Origin of the sequence: Streptomyces sp. NPDC059861 (assembly GCF_042731435.1) — a bacterium.
Taxonomy (GTDB): Bacteria; Actinomycetota; Actinomycetes; order Streptomycetales; family Streptomycetaceae; genus Streptomyces.
In genome coordinates, this window is record NZ_JBHWJQ010000005.1 from 21,831 (window position 1) to 38,693 (window position 16,863).

Annotated in this window: 11 protein-coding genes and 3 pseudogenes; 6 read left to right on the forward strand and 8 right to left on the reverse strand. The window is 72.0% G+C overall.

Going from position 1 to position 16,863, the window contains the following annotated elements:
• Positions 1 to 411 precede the first annotated feature (411 nt).
• The 7 genes and pseudogenes from ACFV6X_RS05810 to ACFV6X_RS05840 all read right to left on the reverse strand — a co-directional run.
• Positions 412 to 744 (reverse strand): annotated as a pseudogene (locus tag ACFV6X_RS05810) (glycosyltransferase family 2 protein); the annotation flags it as partial.
• 193 nt (positions 745 to 937) lie between these two features.
• Positions 938 to 1,183 (reverse strand): annotated as a pseudogene (locus ACFV6X_RS05815) (CDP-glycerol:glycerophosphate glycerophosphotransferase); the annotation flags it as partial.
• A 93-nt stretch (positions 1,184 to 1,276) separates the two neighbouring features.
• Positions 1,277 to 1,558 (reverse strand): annotated as a pseudogene (locus ACFV6X_RS05820) (glycosyltransferase family 2 protein); the annotation flags it as partial.
• Positions 1,559 to 1,716: 158 nt separating this feature from the next.
• Positions 1,717 to 2,592 (reverse strand): carbohydrate ABC transporter permease, encoded by an 876-nt coding sequence (locus ACFV6X_RS05825; RefSeq protein WP_385378207.1) that lies wholly within the window; start codon positions 2,590 to 2,592, stop codon positions 1,717 to 1,719.
• Entirely contained in the window at positions 2,589 to 3,869 is a 1,281-nt protein-coding gene (locus ACFV6X_RS05830) for a carbohydrate ABC transporter permease (RefSeq protein ID WP_385378210.1), read from the reverse strand. The genes ACFV6X_RS05825 and ACFV6X_RS05830 overlap by 4 nt, the downstream gene beginning before the upstream one ends.
• Before the next feature lie 76 nt (positions 3,870 to 3,945).
• Complete coding sequence (locus tag ACFV6X_RS05835) at positions 3,946 to 5,316, reverse strand: ABC transporter substrate-binding protein (RefSeq protein WP_385378213.1); 1,371 nt, start codon at positions 5,314 to 5,316, stop codon at positions 3,946 to 3,948.
• Positions 5,317 to 5,502: 186 nt separating this feature from the next.
• On the reverse strand, positions 5,503 to 9,153 hold the full coding sequence (locus tag ACFV6X_RS05840; protein WP_385378745.1) for an FHA domain-containing protein: 3,651 nt from the start codon (positions 9,151 to 9,153) through the stop codon (positions 5,503 to 5,505).
• 354 nt (positions 9,154 to 9,507) lie between these two features.
• Here ACFV6X_RS05840 and ACFV6X_RS05845 point away from each other — a divergent pair, with 354 nt between their 5' ends.
• The 4 genes from ACFV6X_RS05845 to ACFV6X_RS05860 all read left to right on the forward strand — a co-directional run bounded on the left by ACFV6X_RS05845 (position 9,508) and on the right by ACFV6X_RS05860 (position 14,689).
• Positions 9,508 to 11,190: a serine/threonine-protein kinase gene (locus ACFV6X_RS05845; protein WP_385378216.1), complete on the forward strand. Its 1,683-nt coding sequence runs from the start codon at positions 9,508 to 9,510 to the stop codon at positions 11,188 to 11,190.
• Between the two features lie 108 nt (positions 11,191 to 11,298).
• Positions 11,299 to 12,531, forward strand: a complete 1,233-nt coding sequence (locus ACFV6X_RS05850) for a serine/threonine-protein kinase (protein ID WP_385378219.1) — start codon at positions 11,299 to 11,301, stop codon at positions 12,529 to 12,531.
• A gap of 140 nt (positions 12,532 to 12,671) precedes the next feature.
• Positions 12,672 to 13,778 carry a peptide chain release factor 2 gene (prfB, locus tag ACFV6X_RS05855; RefSeq protein WP_385378222.1) on the forward strand — a complete coding sequence of 369 codons (1,107 nt, stop codon included), beginning with the start codon at positions 12,672 to 12,674 and terminating at the stop codon, positions 13,776 to 13,778.
• A 299-nt stretch (positions 13,779 to 14,077) separates the two neighbouring features.
• The gene (locus ACFV6X_RS05860; protein ID WP_385378225.1) at positions 14,078 to 14,689 is read left to right on the forward strand and encodes an LPXTG cell wall anchor domain-containing protein; all 612 of its coding nucleotides are present in this window, start codon (positions 14,078 to 14,080) and stop codon (positions 14,687 to 14,689) included.
• 71 nt (positions 14,690 to 14,760) lie between these two features.
• Here ACFV6X_RS05860 and ACFV6X_RS05865 read toward each other — a convergent pair whose 3' ends face one another.
• Positions 14,761 to 14,952, reverse strand: coding sequence for a hypothetical protein (locus ACFV6X_RS05865; RefSeq protein ID WP_385378228.1), 192 nt, complete (start codon positions 14,950 to 14,952; stop codon positions 14,761 to 14,763).
• Between the two features lie 228 nt (positions 14,953 to 15,180).
• Between ACFV6X_RS05865 and ftsE the strand changes: the two genes are divergently transcribed.
• Positions 15,181 to 15,870: a cell division ATP-binding protein FtsE gene (gene ftsE / locus ACFV6X_RS05870; protein WP_365454009.1), complete on the forward strand. Its 690-nt coding sequence runs from the start codon at positions 15,181 to 15,183 to the stop codon at positions 15,868 to 15,870.
• Between the two features lie 40 nt (positions 15,871 to 15,910).
• Complete coding sequence (ftsX, locus tag ACFV6X_RS05875) at positions 15,911 to 16,828, forward strand: permease-like cell division protein FtsX (RefSeq protein WP_385378231.1); 918 nt, start codon at positions 15,911 to 15,913, stop codon at positions 16,826 to 16,828.
• The last annotated feature ends 35 nt before the right edge of the window (positions 16,829 to 16,863 follow it).

Genomic DNA, 16,863 nt, shown 5'->3' on the forward strand with positions numbered 1-16,863 from the left:
CGCCGCCGACATTCGCGCGGCACCCGCCTGGAAGAGCGCCGGCTCGATCTGGTCCAGCAGATCGAGCCGGCGCTCGCCCGCGTTGTCGAGCAGGCTCCCTCGTGCCCGCGCCAGATGCCGTACGACCACCGACGGCAGCACCGCCACCCGTTCCGCCAGCACCGTCACCACCGCGCCCCAGCCGAGGTCGGTGAAATGGCCGTAAGGGAAGGCGAGTTGGTGAACCATCAGGAATCCGCGCCGGTAGGCGGCGCTCCACACGGGCCGGTTCACCACCGTGAGCCAGGGGGCCGCGTCGGGGTGGAAGGTTCCTGCGGGGGCGGCCGGCAGAGCGACGAGCCGGGCGCCGGCCCGTTCGCCCCCTGCCGATGCCGGCACCCGCTCGTGCGCGAAGTGCAGCACGTCCACCGGCCCCGTCTCCCGCAGCCGGGCGTCCAGCGCCGCCAGCGCCCCCGGGACGAGGACGTCGTCGCCGTCGAGGAACAGCAGATAGGCGCCCGACGCCGCCCGCAGCCCGGTCGTGCGGGCCGCGCCAAGACCGGCCGTGGGTGGTGAGTACGCCGGTCTCAGCCGGCGGTCCCGCTCCGCGTACTCGGCGCTGATGTCCGCGGCCCGAGCCTCCGGCTCGTCACACACCGTGATCAGCTCGAAGTCGCCGAAGGACTGTGCCAGCACCGACTCCAGGGCCCGGGCCAGCAGGGCCTCGACCCCGTGCGAGGGAACGATGATGCTGAAACGGGGCATGCGCCTCTTTCCGTTTTCATCCTTGCTCGGCGGGAGGCGCGCGCCTCGGGCCGTGGAAGTCCCGCCGAGCGGCCCGCCACGGACCGGGCGCGGACCGGCCGGGCCGCCCGGACGGCCGGCACGTGGACGGCCGCGTCGGGGTGGGCCGCGACGAGCTGCGGGGCATACGGACTCCCGGTAGGTGAAACGGCGGTCAGTGGCTTTCGGTGACGGTGAAGTGACCAGAAGGTTGCGGAATGGTGGCTGCCGGGGGATTCGCCCGCGATGTGGCCGCCGACGGCACCGGCCGCCGCTCGGTCGGCGGCATTACCGGCGGCAGCTGCGCCTCGGCCTCCCCGAGCACGGCATGGCGTACGACGCGCTCGGCGGCGCGGCCGTCGTCGTACGGACAGAAGCGCGCCCGGAAGGCGGCGCCCGGCTCGGCCGGCCGTGCCGGGCGTGATCCGGGACGCGCCGGTCGGGCGCGTGTGGTGACGCTCGGGGCGTGCGATCCACGCCGTACGCACCTGCGGGACGTGCGTACGGAACGCCGACTCTCGTCGCCGTCGAGGAAGAGGACGTAGTCGCCGGTGGCCTGCTCCAGACCGGCGTGGTGGGCGGGACCGGGTCCCCGCACCTGCGGGACGTGGACGGCCTGTGCACGCGGGTCGCAGGCCGCGAACTCGTCGATGAACTCGCCGCAGGCGTCCGGCGAGCGGTCGTCGTCGACGAACAGTTCAAGATCGGTACACGACCGGCCGAGCATCGATTCCAGGCACTCGTGCAGATACGCATGCACCTGGTACGCGGGGACGATGACACTGAACCTGGGCAAGGGGCATCCATGGGTCGGCGGGTCTGCGCGGGCGTTCTGCCCGGGAACGACCGATGGAGTGAATTGGTTACGATGTGTACGGCTTGCGGGGCATATCGCCGTGGACACGTAGGGGCGGGCCGTTTCCCGGCCCGCCCCCAAGATCGTTGTCTCGGCGCTCACTTCACCGCGCCCGCCATCACCCCCGACACGAACTGCCGCTGGAAGGCGAAGAAGACGGCCAGCGGAATCACCATCGAGATGAACGCGCCGGGAGCCAGCACGTCGATGTTGTTCCCGAACTGCCGTACCTGCGTCTGGAGCGCCACCGTGATCGGCTGGCTGCCGGAGTCGGTGAACACCAGCGCCACCAGCATGTCGTTCCACACCCACAGGAACTGGAAGATGCCCAGGCTCGCGATCGCGGGTCCGCCGAGCGGCACCACCACCCGTGCGAACAGCCGCAGTTCACCGGCGCCGTCCAGCCGCGCCGCCTCCAGCAGCTCGCGCGGGATCTCCGCGAAGAAGTTCCGCAGCAGGAACACCGCGAAGGGCAGACCGAAGCCGACGTGGAACAGGATCACGCCGAGCATCGAGCCGAACAGCCCGATGGAACCGAAGAGTTCGGCGATCGGGATCAGCGCCACCTGCACCGGGACGACCAGCAGACCGACCACGCCCAGGAACCACCAGTCCCGGCCCGGGAACTCCATCCACGCGAAGGCGTATCCGGCGAGCGAGCCGATGACCACGACCAGCACGGTCGCCGGGACCGTGATCAGCACCGTGTTGAGCAGGGAGCCGGTGATGTCCCCGTTGCTCAGCAGTTTGTCGTAGCTCTCGAAGGTGAGTTGGGCCGGCTCGGTGAACACCGTCCACCAGCCGCTCTCGTTCATGTCCGTCGGGGTGCGCAGGGACGAGAGCAGCAGACCGATGGTCGGCACCAGCCAGAACAGGCCGACGACGATCAGGAAGACCCGCATCAGACCGCCGCTGACACCCTGTGCCAGGCGTGAGCCGAGGGACTCCCTGCCTTTCACGGACTCCGTGGTCATCGCCGCACCTCCCGCCTGAGCCTGCGGATGTTGAACCACATCACCGGGACCACCAGCAGCAGCAGGAACACCGCGATGGCGCTCGCGACGCCCGGCTGGTCCTCGGAGAAGCCCTTGCGGTACAGCTCCAGCGCGAGCACGTTCGCGTCGTCCTGGGAGGAGCCCGGGGCGATGATGAAGACGAGGTCGAAGACCTTCAGCACATTGATCATCAGGGTGACGGCGACGACCGCGAGAACGGGGGCGAGCAGCGGCACCGTGACCCGCCGGAACACCTGCCACTCGTTGGCCCCGTCCACCCGTGCCGCCTCCAGCAGTTCACGTGGCATCCCCGCCAGCCCGGCGGCGATCAGCACCATCGCGAAGCCCGCCCACATCCAGATGTACGACCCGATGATGGCCGGGGTGACCAGCGACGGGCCGAGCCAGTCCAGCCCGTTGTACGGCTCCTTGAAGTTGCCGGCGGGCAGCCTCAGCTGGGCCCCGTCGGCGGTGGCCGGGAGCGTGAAGGTGCCGTCGGCGGCCGCCGTGGCCGAGGCGACCACCTTGCCGTCCTTGACCGCCTCGACCTTCATGCCGGGATAGCCCAGCTCGGAGGCGTCCGGGGCGTTGAGGGTGCCGACACCCTCGCCGCGGGTGAAGTCCTGCCAGGTGGTGCCGGTGACCTTGCCCGGGTCGGCCTTCGCCGCCACGGCCTTCGCAGCGCCGTCGGGCATCTGGTCGGGGGCGACGCCCACCAGGGGCAGGCCCACCGGCTCGCCCAGGCGGACCGGCTCCTTGGTGAGGAATCCGCCGCCGTCCGCCGCCAACGGGGACTCCCGGCCCGGGTGCGCCTTCGGGAACGCCGACGACTCGGCGAACGTGTCGTGCACCCCCACCCAGACCGCGTTCGCCACGCCCTTGTCCGGGTCCTGGTCGTAGACGAGCCGGAAGATGATGCCCGCCGCGAGCATCGAGATCGCCATCGGCATGAAGACGACCAGCTTGAACGCCGTGCCCCACCGCACCCGTTCGGTCAGCACCGCGAAGATCAGCCCGAGCGCGGTCGCGACCGTCGGCGCGAACACCACCCAGATGATGTTGTTCTTCAGCGCCGTACGGATGCCCTCGTCGGTGAACAGCGCCTGGTAGTTGTCGAATCCGGCGAAGCCGTCGCCGGACTGGTCGTAGAAGCTGCGCACGACCGAGTACCCGATCGGGTAGACCACGAGCGCGCCGAGCAGCACCAGGGCGGGCAACAGGAACAGCGCTGCCACGGTCCTGCGGGTGCCGGTCACGCTCTTGCGACTACGGGGAGGGGTCCCTGCCTTGGTGGGCGGGACCCCTGCCGTGGATGCCGACGCCATGGCCGGCTCAGTCTCCGTACGCCGTTGCCGCGTCGGCCTCCAGCTGCTCCTGGGTGCCCTTGACGTCCTTCGGGTTCTTCAGGAAGTCCTGCAGCGCCTTCCACTCGCCCTTGCCGGGCGTGCCGCCGAAGGCCTGCGGGGCCTGGTCGGACATGTCGAAGCGGAAGTCGTCACCGGCCGCGACCAGCGCCTTGGCCATCTCCTGCTGCACCGCGTTCGGATACGCCTTCGGGTCCACGTTCTTGTTCGGCGACAGATAGCCGCCGAGCTTCGCCTGGATGGTCGCCGCGTCCGGCGAGGCCAGGAACGTGGCCAGGGCCTGCGCGGCCTTCGAGTCCTCCAGGATGACCGCCGCGTCACCGCCGGAGACGACCGGCTCGGTGTCGCCGACCTTGGGGAACGCGAACACCTTGGCGTCCGTGCCCACCTCGGCGTCCGTCTCCGCGATGTTGACCTGCACGAAGTCGCCCTCGTAGACCATGCCCGCCTTCGGCTGGTCGCCACCGGTGAAGGTCTGCGTGACGGAGGCCGGGAACTCGGTCTGCAGCGCGCCGCTCGCGCCGCCCGCGATGTAGTCCTGCTTGCCCCAGATCTGCGCGAGCGTGGTCAGGGCCTCGGTGACGGTCGGGTCGGTCCACTTGATCTCGTGCTTGGCCAGCTGGTCGTACTTCTCCGGGCCGGCCTGCGAGAGATAGACGTTCTCGAACCAGTCCGTCAGCGTCCAGCCGTCGGCGCCGCCGACGGAGAACGGGGTGACACCGGAGTCGTAGATCGTCTGGGCGGTGGAGAGCAGGTCCTGCCAGGTCTGGGGCTCCTCGGCGCCCGCGTTCTCGAAGACCTGGGTGTTGTACCAGATCAGAGACTTGTTGGCGGCCTTGTAGTAGACGCCGTACTGCTTGCCGTCGACCTGGCCGAGGTCCTGCCAGCCCTGCGAGTAGTTCTTGCCGAGCTGCTCCTGGGCCTCCGTCCCGATCGGCTTGGCCCAGCCCTTGTCCACGGCCTGCTGGATGGCGCCGACCTGGGGGAGCATCGCGATGTCCGGCGGCGCGCCGCCCGCGATCTTGGAGCCGAGGAAGTTGATGATCGGGTCCTGCGCGGGCACGAAGGTCACCTTGGCGCCGGTCCGTTTCTCGAACTCCTGCAGCACCTTCTTGAAGTTGGCCTGCTCCGGGCCGGTCCAGACGGCGGCGACCTCCAGGGTCTCGCCGTCCAGCTTCGGGAGTGTCACGGTGGTGGCGGTCTCGTCCGTACCGCCGCTTCCTTCGTTTCCGCTGTCGTCGTCGCCCCCGCAGGCGCTCAGCGAGAGTGCGAGCGCTCCCGCCAGTGCGGCCGCCGCGGTGCGGGCGGTCCTGCGTGTCCGGGTGCGGCTGTCGGTCATGCTCCTGTGCATTACGGCCCCGTTCTTCGTCCTCGTCGAACGTGCGAGCGCTGTCCCGTGGCACTGGTCTACGCCGGGTCCGTGGGGTCGGCAAGAGCGCGAACCGTGTCAAGTCGGCGATCGTGACCGCGTCGTGACTGTTCAGCGGGCGGGAGCGGGGCGGTGACCACAGGCGCCTGCAGGTGCCTACAGGAGCGACGGCACCTCCGAGGCGGACACCTCCCGGGCCGCCCGCTCCAGCGCGCTCGCCAGGAGGGCCAGGTCCGTCGGCCCGTTGCCCAGTTCGCGGACCGGGCGCCGGGTGGGCGGGTCGCCCATCCTGTGCCACTCCAGCGGGACGACGGTCGGCCGCAGCGTCGCCGTGCGCGGGATACGGCCGGTGACCCGGCCGCCCTGGAACGGCGTGATCCGTCCGTCGGGATGCGTCAACCGGCCCCGGCCGGGCGCCGGTTCCTCGGGTCCCGGCGTGGGGGCGTCGAGGGTGACGCGCAGCGAGGCCCGCCGGGCGGGCTCGGTCTCCGCAGTACGGCCGCCCGGTCCGGCGGCGGCCACCAGGTGCACGCCGAGCCGATCACCCTCGCGGGCCACCGCCTCCAGCGCGCGCATCACGGACCCGGCCGCGGGCCGGCCCGGAGAGCCCAGCGGCGGTGCGACCAGGGCGTCCAGGTCGTCGACGACCACGACGAGGCGGGGCAGCGGGGGCACGTCGTCCGTCGGGCGACGGGGGGCGGCCGGGCGCAGCCGCAGGGTGGCGCTGGGCGGGGTGTCCAGGTCACCGGCACCGGCGGTGGGCGCCGCGCGCTGGCTGACCATGCGGCCCGACACCTCACGCCCGGTGTGCCACTCGGCGAAGTGCGAGCGGCCGAGCAGCTCCGCGCGGCGCTTCAGCTCGGCCGACAGGGACTGGGCGAACTCCCGCATGCGGACCGGGTCGTTGGCGAGGAGGTGCGTGGTGACGTGCGGGATGTCCATGCACAGGTGCAGTCCGTCGCCGTGCCCGCTGCCCGCGCCCACGCTGTCCCGGCCGTCCATCAGCACCAGGCTCAGCCGGTCGGGCCGCTCGGCGGCGGCGAGCGAGGCCACGACGGCCCGCAGCAGCTCCGTACGTCCGCTGCCGGGCGGGCCCTCGACCAGCAGGTGCGGTCCCTCGACGACGAGGTCGGCGGCGACCGGGCCGCGCGGGCCGGCGCCGAGGACGGCGTGCGCCCGGCCGCCGAGGGCGTCGGTGTCGTCGGCGGCGTCGGCCCAACGGGTCATGAGAGAGGCGGGGGTGGCCCGCGCCAGGCCCAACTCGTCCAGCAGGCGGGCGGCCTGGGGGAGGGGGGCGCTGACGCGCGCGAGCCGGGTGCCGGTGGCGGACGCGTCCGTGCGCAGGGGGGCGAGAGCCCGGGCGAACCGCTCGGCCCAGGCGGGGGAGACGGCGTCCACGACGCCGACCGTGCCGTGGCCCACGGGGGCGGGGTGCGAGGAGGCGGAGCCGGACGCGGAACCGGTCCTGGGCCCGGCCGCGCCTCCGGATCCGGCGCCGCCGTCGGCTCCTGCTGTGGACTGGGCGATACGGAGCAGGCGGAGGGCTGTCGCCACATCGCCGCTGAGCAGGGCGACGGCTCCGCAGTCACGGAACGCCGGGGCCGCTGCGCAGGCGGCCTCGAAGGTCTCGCTGACCGGGGAGGCGGGGGAGGCCGAGGCGGTCTCGGCGAGGCAGATGACATGGATGCCGGCCTGCGGGCCCTCCAAGGCCAGCCGTGCCACGGCCTCGCGGAGACCGGCGCCGCCGGGATCGCCGTCGACGACGAGGACCGTGCGGGGGCCGGGGAGACCGGCGGGGTCCGCCGCGCCGGAGGCCGCGTCGTCGTCGGGGCGGGCCCAGGCCGGGCGGCGGGACGGGGCGTCCGAGGCGTGGGCCGGCGTCCCGGTGCTCCCGGGGTGCTGCCGGCCCGAAGACGCGGTGGCCGTCCCGGTGCCGCCCGCGCCGCCCCGATCCGTGAGGTGGTCGTCCAGACGGCGCAGGAGCTCGTCGGTGCGGGCCGCGGCCTGTTCGCGGTCGTGGGCGAGGAGGAGACGGCAGTCCTGGCCGTGGGCCGGCCGCAGATGCGGCAACCAGCCGAGCCAGGACCACTCCGCGGTGCGCTCCTCCAGGGCGCGCGCACGGTCCGTGCTGATCAGGACGATCTCCAGGGCGTCGGGGGAGTGCAGCGCGGCGAGCTGGGCCACGACCGCGCGCGCGAGCCCGGCCAGGCGGGGGCGCGGACCGGCCAGGCCCAGGGCGCCTACCTCGCGCAGATCGGCGGTGACCGGCACCGCGGGCAGCAGCCCCGAGCCGTCCGGCGCCGCCCGGTCCGCCGTACCGAGTCGCACGGTGAGAGCTTCGGGGTGCCCTGGCCCGCGCTCCCACAGTCGGGGCCCGGGGCCGAGCGCGGTCAGCAGCAGTGCGGCCGGGTCCGGCCACGTCTCCTGCGCGTCGGCGCGCACGGGCGGGGCCACGGCTCCACCGTCCGGCTCGACGTCGTACGTCCCCTGCACGGCCGCGTCCTGTTCGGCGCCGCGCCCACCGGCCAGCCGCCGCGCCCACGCCGTGAGCCCGCCTCGCCTGCGTACGCCCTGCGGTACGTCGGTGCCGCGCAGCGGCGTGCCTTTGCGGTGGCCGGTGGCGGCACCGGCGGGGGCGTCGAGCGCGCCGGCGCCGAGCCGTCCCCCGTGCGTTCCGTCACCGGAGGGTGCGGCGGGGCCGGGGCCCGGGTGCGGATCCTGCGGACCGGCGGCGCGGCTCTCGATGCGGGGTGCCTTGCCCTGCTCGGGCACGAGGGGCGGCGCTGTCGGCGAGTGCTCCTTGGCGCGGGGATCCGGTCCGGGTGCGCCGGGGTGCCGGTCGTGAGGGGCTGTGCCCTCCTTCGTCCGCGCGTGGGCCGTGCCCGCCCGCGTGTGCGCGTCCTCGTCCGTGGGCGCCGTGTCGCGGGCCGTGCCCGGCGTACCGATCCCTCGGTCCTCCTGGGCAGCGCCCGCCGCCGGGCCCTGCGCGGCGGCCGCGCCGCCTCCCGGCAGCCCCCAGCCCCCGGCAGCCCCGTAGGCATGCCCCGTCCTCCCGGACGGTCCGTCCGGCCGCACCGCCGAAGACCCGGCCGGGGACGGTCCGCCGCTCGTCCGGCCGACCCGCACACATCCCTCGCCGTCGGGCGCCGTCCCGACCCGCCGCCCCGGCCCTCCGGCCGGTGCCAGCCGCAGCGTGGACTCGCCGATCCGCAGCAGCGCACCCGGCGTGAAGCGCACCGGGCGGGTGCCCACGCGCGTGCCGTCGAGCGTCGTGCCGTTGGTCGAATCGAGGTCGGCGACGGCGACGCGCCCGTCCGCGCCCAGGGTCACCGCGCAGTGGACGCGGGAGACGTCGGGGTCGTCGAGCGGGACGTCGGCCTCGGCGGAACGGCCGACGCGGATCTCGCCGCCGTGCAGCAGATGGACGCCGCCGGCGTCGGGGCCGGCGACCACGTCCAGGCGGGCCGGGGCGTCGTCCAGCTCGGGGTGGGGCTCGGGGGCGGCCGGGCCGCCCACGGACAGCACGGCGCCGTCGAGCAGCGGCGGCTCACCGAGGGTGCAGCGCTGCGGGTCGAGCCGCTCCGCGCCGGCGTACAGCACCACGGGCCCCGACGGGACGTCGCCGCAGGCCGCCGCGGCCAGGCCCGAGGCCACCGCGGACAGGGCGGTGCCGGCGGGTGCCGTGACCAGCACGTCGCGGCTCGCGGCCCGGCCTCGCGGCGACGGGGGTCCCCCCTGCTCCGGCGGAGTCTGGAACTCGGGGGAGGTCGGGCCCAGCGGGTCTACGACGGTCAGCCGGATCTGCATCGCCGTCAGCGGTCCCTTCTGCACGGGCGCGGAGATCCCCCACCCCACACGAGCACGTCGGCCAGTACTGCACGCATCCTTGCACCTGCCACTGACAACGCGCCCGCCGCTCCGGAACAAGTGATCTTGATTGGTCGGCTCTGCCCGCAAAAGTGCCTGCCCAGGACGGCGCCGGCGATCAGTTGAGATCAGTCACGTCCGTCTTGCGGCAACCGGTAGACAAAGGCGAGCGTCTTTCCTTCGAACGCGTGCGGGAACGAGTACCTAGGAAGCTCGGCGGACGACAGCCCGCCCCCGCCCACCACGGCACTACAGTGGGTCGGACCATGCAAGCAAGCAGCAGGGAGCCATGACGTGCGGCCGGTAGGGAGCAAGTACCTCCTTGAGGAGCCGCTTGGACGCGGCGCCACAGGCACCGTCTGGCGAGCCCGCCAGCGGGAGACCGCCGGGGCCGAGGCGGCCGTGCCCGGGCAGCCCGGCGAGACCGTCGCGATCAAGGTCCTCAAGGAGGAGCTCGCGAGCGACCCCGACATCGTGATGCGGTTCCTGCGCGAGCGGTCCGTGCTGCTCCGCCTGACCCATCCGAACATCGTCCGGGTTCGCGACCTGGTCGTCGAGGGCGATCTGCTGGCCCTCGTCATGGACCTCGTCGACGGTCCCGACCTGCACCGCTACCTGCGCGAGAACGGCCCCTTCACGCCCGTCGCCGCCGCGCTGCTCACGGCGCAGATCGCCGACGCGCTGGCCGCCAGCCACGCCGACGGCGTGGTGCACCGCGACTTGAAGCCGGCGAACGTGCTGCTCATGCAGGGCGGCGGCCAGATGCACCCGATGCTGACCGACTTCGGCATCGCCCGCCTCGCGGACTCCCCCGGCCTGACCCGCACCCACGAGTTCGTGGGCACGCCCGCGTACGTCGCGCCGGAGTCCGCCGAGGGCCGCCCGCAGACCTCCGCCGTCGACATCTACGGCGCCGGCATCCTGCTGTACGAGCTGGTCACCGGCCGTCCGCCGTTCTCCGGCGGCTCGGCCCTCGAGGTCCTGCACCAGCACCTGAGCGCCGAGCCGCGCCGCCCCTCCACCGTCCCCGAACCGCTGTGGACGGTCATAGAGCGCTGTCTGCGCAAGAACCCCGCGGAGCGGCCCAGCGCCGAGAACCTCGCGCGCGGGCTGCGGGTCGTCGCCGAGGGCGTCGGTGTGCACGCGAACTCCGCGCAGATCGCCGCCGCCGAGAGCGTCGCCGTGCTCCTCGCCCCCGACCCGGCGCCCGCGCCGGTCCCCGGCACGCCCGGCGCGTCCGACCCGACGCAGGTGCTGCCGCACGGGGCGCCCGGCTACGACCCGAACGCGGCGACCAGCGTGCTGCCGCACACCGGGGGCCCGGCCGGCGCCGCCGACCCCACCGCCGTACTGCCGAACACCGGTCCCGGCGGTGCCGACCCGACCCAGGTCCTGCCGCACGGGCAGCAGCCCGAGCAGCCGCACCCCTGGCAGACCCAGCTGCGCGCCGCACGCGACCGCAACGAGCAGACCCAGGTCCAGTACCTCGATCCCGACGAGGACCCGCTGCGCCGCCGCCCGCAGCGGCAGGTCGCCCGCCCGCAGCAGCAGCGACCCCAGCAGCGCCAGCAGCAGCGTCCCCCGCAGGGACCGCCGCCCGGTTACGGCTATCCCCAGCAGCAGCAGCAGCAGCAGCAACAGCCGCAGCAGTACGCGCCGCAGCGTCAGCAACAGCCCCAGCGGTACGCCCCGCCGCCCACGCCCGAACCCCAGCGGCCGGCGCGCGAGCCGCGGCAGCCGCGGCAGCGCGGCGCCAATCCGATGCGGATCCCGGGCCTCGGGTGTCTGAAGGGATGCCTGTTCACGATCGTCATCCTGTTCGTGGCCGGCTGGCTGATCTGGGAGCTGAGCCCGCTCCAGGAGTGGATCGGCACCGGCAAGAGCTACTGGGACCAGCTCACGGACTGGTTCACCACGGTCACCGGGTGGATCGGGGACCTGGACGGCTCCGGAGGCTCCGGTACGTCCACGCCGTAGCGGGTCAGTTGATTTGTCGACACCTGGCGGGTGATTTCCGCCTCCGCGGTGAAGGTTGGCTCCTCGGACGCGTAGTTTTAGCGACAACACGCGTCTGTAGGAGCAGCCTTGGCACGGAAGATCGGTAGCCGGTACACCGCCAACCAGATCCTGGGGCGGGGCAGCGCCGGCACGGTGTGGCTGGGCGACGGACCCGAGGGGCCCGTCGCCATCAAGCTGCTGCGTGAGGATCTTGCCTCCGACCAGGAGCTCGTGGGGCGCTTCGTCCAGGAGCGGACGGCCCTGCTCGGCCTGGAGCACCCGAACGTCGTCTCCGTCCGCGACCTGGTGGTCGACGGCAACGATCTCGCGCTCGTCATGGACCTGGTCCGCGGCACGGACCTGCGCACCCGGCTGGACCGGGAGCGGCGGCTGGCGCCCGAGGCGGCGGTCGCGATCGCGGCGGACGTCGCGGAGGGGCTGGCGGCGGCACACGCGGCCGGCGTGGTGCACCGGGACGTCAAGCCGGAGAACGTCCTGCTGGACATGCAGGGCCCGCTCGGACCGGGCGGCTCGCACCGCGCCCTGCTGACGGACTTCGGTGTCGCCAAACTGATCGACTCCCCGCGCCGGACCCGCGCCACGAAGATCATCGGCACGCCGGACTATCTGGCGCCGGAGATCGTGGAGGGCCTCCCGCCCCGGGCCTCCGTGGACATCTACGCGCTGGCGACCGTGCTCTACGAGCTGCTGGCCGGCTTCACCCCCTTCGGCGGCGGCCACCCCGGCGCGGTGCTGCGCCGGCACGTCACGGAGACGGTCGTCCCCCTCCCCGGTATCCCCGAGGAGCTGTGGCAGCTGCTGGTGCAGTGCCTGGCGAAGGCGCCGGCCTCGCGGCTTCGGGCGTCCGAGCTGGCCGCCCGCCTCCGCGAGCAGCTGCCGATACTGCGCGGGATGCCGCCGCTGGACGTGGACGAGCCGGACACGGAGCCGGAGGAGCCCGCCGAGACACCACCGGCCGGGCAGCCGGAGACGCCGGTACGGGTACGCCGGGGCGCGGTCCCGTTGGTCCCCGGCGCGAAGCCCGACTCCAACCGCGACACCCATACGTCGATGCGGGTCCCGGCGCCGGACGAGCTGGCCGGCGGCGCGCGAGGCACCGCCCGGGCCCCCCGCGCCGCGGGCACCCCCCGGCCCGGCTCGGCCCGCCACCGCTCCACCACCCGGCGCCGCCGCCTGATCCTGGCGGCGGCCGCCGTCGCCGTGGCCGCCGCGGCGGGCACCGGCGCCTGGCTGGCCACGTCGGACGACGAGGCGGCGTCCCCGCAGGACACGAAGAACACGGCGCCGGCGTCCCCGTGACCCCCAGGGGGATCCGCCCCCTGGACCACGGGCCCACGCCCCACCACCCGTCCCCGCTCCGTCAAGGGTGAACCCCTCCCTCACCGGCCCGGGGACCGGCGCGGCCGAGGTCGGTTGCCACAGCCGTTACGCTGGGAGGCGTGGCAGTCGTCGATGTATCCGAAGAGCTCAAGTCCCTCTCCTCGACCATGGAGTCGATCGAGGCCGTCCTGGACCTCGACAGGATGAGGGCAGACATCGCCGTGCTCGAGGAGCAGGCGGCCGCGCCGTCCCTCTGGGACGACCCGGACGAGGCGCAGAAGATCACCAGCAAGCTCTCCCATCTCCAGGCCGAGGTCAGGAAGGCGGAGGCACTGCGCGGGCGGATCGACGATCTCTCGGTGTTGTTCGAGATTGCCGAGGAGGAGAACGACCCGGACACCCGCTCCGAGGCGGAGTCCGAGCTCGCCGCCGTCCGCAAGGCCCTCGACGAGATGGAGGTGCGGACGCTTCTCAGCGGTGAGTACGACTCCCGGGAAGCGCTCGTGAACATCCGCGCCGAGGCCGGTGGCGTCGACGCGGCCGACTTCGCCGAGCGTCTCCAGCGGATGTACCTGCGCTGGGCCGAGCAGCGCGGTTACAAGACCGAGATCTACGAGACCTCGTACGCGGAGGAGGCGGGCATCAAGTCCACGACCTTCGCGGTGCAGGTGCCGTACGCCTACGGCACCCTATCCGTCGAGCAGGGCACGCACCGCCTGGTGCGCATCTCGCCGTTCGACAACCAGGGACGCCGCCAGACCTCCTTCGCCGGGGTCGAGGTGCTGCCCGTGGTCGAGCAGACCGACCACATCGAGATCGACGAGACCGAGCTTCGGGTGGACGTCTACCGGTCCTCCGGGCCCGGCGGCCAGGGCGTGAACACCACCGACTCCGCGGTGCGCCTCACCCACCTCCCCACCGGCATCGTCGTCTCCTGCCAGAACGAGCGCTCGCAGATCCAGAACAAGGCCACCGCCATGAACGTCCTCCAGGCCAAGCTGCTGGAGCGGCGCCGCCAGGAGGAGCAGGCCAAGATGGACGCCCTCAAGGGTGACGGCGGCAACTCCTGGGGCAACCAGATGCGTTCGTACGTCCTGCACCCCTACCAGATGGTCAAGGACCTGCGCACCGAGCACGAAGTCGGCAACCCGGAGGCCGTGTTCAACGGTGAGATCGACGGGTTCCTGGAGGCCGGAATTCGCTGGCGCAAGCAGCAGGAGAAGTAAGCGAAGCGTTTTGTCGACAAGGCAACTGCCGCCCATTCGGCGGCAGTTGCCTTTTCCATGCCTGGATGTCTGGGTTTTACATCACACTCACACACTTCAACGCACGGCAAAGAACCCGTACCTGGACATCGCGTACGCAACGGCCTTGACGTTGCTTTGAAAAATGGGAAGGGTGAAGCGTGGCATGCGTATCTCCGGGGCGCATGTGAACCGGGGGGCTTCACTGCATCAGCTACTCCCGTCGATCACGGCCCCGAGCGCCGCCTCAATGACGATGAGCTACTGGGGGTAGCAAACACATGACCAACAAGACGCGCGTCCGCATCGCGCGGATCGCCGCCGGCGCAGTGATCGCGGCCGGCGCCTCGCTGACCGCCGCGGGTGCCGCTTCCGCCACCGAGGCCGAGGACTGCTTCGTCGGCATCCTGTGCGACGAGCGCTCGCCGAGTCCGGAGCCGGACCCGACGATCCCGACCGGCGAGCCGACGACCCCGACGGGCGAGCCCACCATCCCGACCGGTGAGCCGACCGTTCCGACGGGCGAGCCGACCGACCCGACCGAGGAGCCCACGGAGCCGGAGGAGCCCACCGAGCCGGAGGAGCCCACCGAGGACCCGACCGAGGAGCCCTCGGACGACGAGACCAGCGCCCCCGGCACCGGTGACGGTGACAACACCGACCCCGACGGTGGCACCTCCCCGCAGGACGAGGGCTCCTCGTCCCTGACGGACACCGGCTCGGAGATCCCGGCGGCCGACACCTCCGCCCAGGGCGGCGGCGACGAGCTCGCCGAGACGGGTGCCGCGCAGACCACGTTCCTGCTGATCGGCGCCGCGACGATGATCGCCGGCGGTATCGGCTTCCGTGTGCTGCCGCGCCTGGTGGGCGGCCGTGGCGGAGCCGCTGCCTGACGGTGGCCGAGCGTGATCGCCGAAGGGCCCGAAGCAACCGCTCCGGGCCCTTCGGCGTATAGCTCGCGGTCCTACGCGGTCTGGTGCGCGAGAAGCGCCACCGCCGCGATCAGCACCACCAGCAGGGCGATCAACGTCATGGGGTTGAGGGCCGCGAAGGGGTTCTCCTGCTGCAGCCGCTCGCGGTTGGCCCGGCACACGGGGCAGCGGCCCTCGTTCACGGGCGCGGCACAGTTCGCGCACACCAGTCGGTCGTACGTCATGTGCTCGCCTCCTCGCACCGGTACCGGTTCGTGCTTACAACGCCCGGGGGAACGCAAACGTTCCCCCTCCACTGTGCCAGGTTCCTCCGGAAAGGGCGCGGGCGCTCTCAGAAAGGTGTAGTGGACAAAAGTGCACAAGTATTGCACAACCACCGCCTGTGCCTGCGCTTGCGTACCCGCGTCGCGTATGGTCACGCACATCTACCCCCGGCGACCCGTGGTGCATCCGTGATCCGATTCGACAACGTGTCCAAGGTCTACCCCAAGCAGACCCGCCCCGCCCTCAGGGATGTCTCCCTTGAGGTGGAAAAGGGTGAGTTCATCTTCCTTGTGGGGTCCTCAGGCTCCGGAAAGTCCACCTTCCTGCGGCTGATCCTCCGCGAGGAGCGGTGCAGCCACGGTCAGGTGCACGTTCTGGGCAAGGACCTCGCGCGCCTCTCCAACTGGAAGGTGCCGCAGATGCGGCGCCAGTTGGGGACGGTCTTCCAGGACTTCCGGCTGCTGCCGAACAAGACCGTCGGTGAGAACGTCGCGTTCGCGCAGGAGGTCATCGGCAAGTCGCGCGGCGAGATCCGCAAGTCCGTGCCCCAGGTGCTCGAACTGGTCGGCCTCGGTGGCAAGGAGGACCGGATGCCGGGCGAGCTGTCCGGCGGTGAGCAGCAGCGCGTCGCCATCGCGCGGGCCTTCGTCAACCGGCCCAAGCTGCTGATCGCCGACGAGCCCACCGGCAACCTCGACCCGCAGACCTCCGTCGGCATCATGAAGCTGCTCGACCGGATCAACCGGACGGGCACGACCGTGGTGATGGCCACGCACGACCAGAACATCGTGGACCAGATGCGCAAGCGCGTCATCGAGCTGGAGAAGGGCCGCCTCGTCCGCGACCAGGCCCGCGGCGTCTACGGCTACCAGCACTGAGACAGCAGCGAGATCCACGGAAAGGCTTGAAGCAGACGCCATGCGCGCCCAGTTCGTTCTGTCGGAGATCGGTGTAGGTCTCCGCCGCAATCTGACGATGACCTTCGCGGTCATCGTCTCGGTCGCCCTGTCCCTGGCCCTGTTCGGCGGTTCGCTGCTGATGAGCGACCAGGTGAACACCATGAAGGGCTACTGGTACGACAAGGTCAACGTCTCGATCTTCCTCTGCAACAAGAGCGACGCCGAGTCGGACCCCAACTGCGCCAAGGGCGCGGTCACGGGGGAGCAGAAGGAGCAGATCCTCACCGACCTCAAGAAGATGTCGGTCGTCGACAACGTGACGACCGAGTCGCAGGACCAGGCGTACAAGCACTACAAGGAGCAGTTCGGCGACTCCCCGCTGGCCAGCTCCCTCACGCCGGACCAGATGCAGGAGTCGTACCGCATCAAGCTGAAGGACCCGGAGAAGTACCAGGTCATCGCGACCGCCTTCAACGGGCGGGACGGCGTGCAGTCGGTGCAGGACCAGAAGGGCATCCTGGACAACCTCTTCGAGCTGCTGAACGGCATGAACTGGGCCGCGCGCGCGGTGATGGCCCTGATGCTGGTGGTGGCGCTGATGCTGATCGTCAACACCGTGCGTGTCTCGGCGTTCAGCCGGCGGCGTGAGACCGGCATCATGCGCCTGGTCGGTGCCTCCGGCTTCTACATCCAGGCGCCGTTCATCATGGAGGCCGCGGTCGCCGGACTCATCGGCGGCACCCTCGCGTGCGGCTTCCTGATGCTGGGGCGGTACTTCATCATCGACAACGGCCTGGCCCTGTCCGAGAAGCTGAACCTGATCAACTTCATCGGGTGGGACGCCGTGCTCACGAAGCTGCCGCTCATCCTCGCGACGAGCCTCCTGATGCCCGCCTTGGCGGCGTTCTTCGCGTTGCGCAAGTACCTGAAGGTGTGACACATGCCAAGAGGGCCGTGCGGTCAACCGACCGT

What these genes read in the sequence shown, in the direction of transcription:
- ACFV6X_RS05860 (WP_385378225.1), top strand. Translation starts at nt 14,078, where the DNA reads ATGACCAACAAGACGCGCGTCCGCATCGCGCGGATCGCCGCCGGCGCA.
- ACFV6X_RS05835 (WP_385378213.1), bottom strand. Translation starts at nt 5,316, where the DNA reads ATGACCGACAGCCGCACCCGGACACGCAGGACCGCCCGCACCGCGGCG.
- ACFV6X_RS05825 (WP_385378207.1), bottom strand. Translation starts at nt 2,592, where the DNA reads ATGACCACGGAGTCCGTGAAAGGCAGGGAGTCCCTCGGCTCACGCCTG.
- ftsX (WP_385378231.1), top strand. Translation starts at nt 15,911, where the DNA reads ATGCGCGCCCAGTTCGTTCTGTCGGAGATCGGTGTAGGTCTCCGCCGC.
- ACFV6X_RS05865 (WP_385378228.1), bottom strand. Translation starts at nt 14,952, where the DNA reads ATGACGTACGACCGACTGGTGTGCGCGAACTGTGCCGCGCCCGTGAAC.
- ACFV6X_RS05840 (WP_385378745.1), bottom strand. Translation starts at nt 9,153, where the DNA reads ATGCAGATCCGGCTGACCGTCGTAGACCCGCTGGGCCCGACCTCCCCC.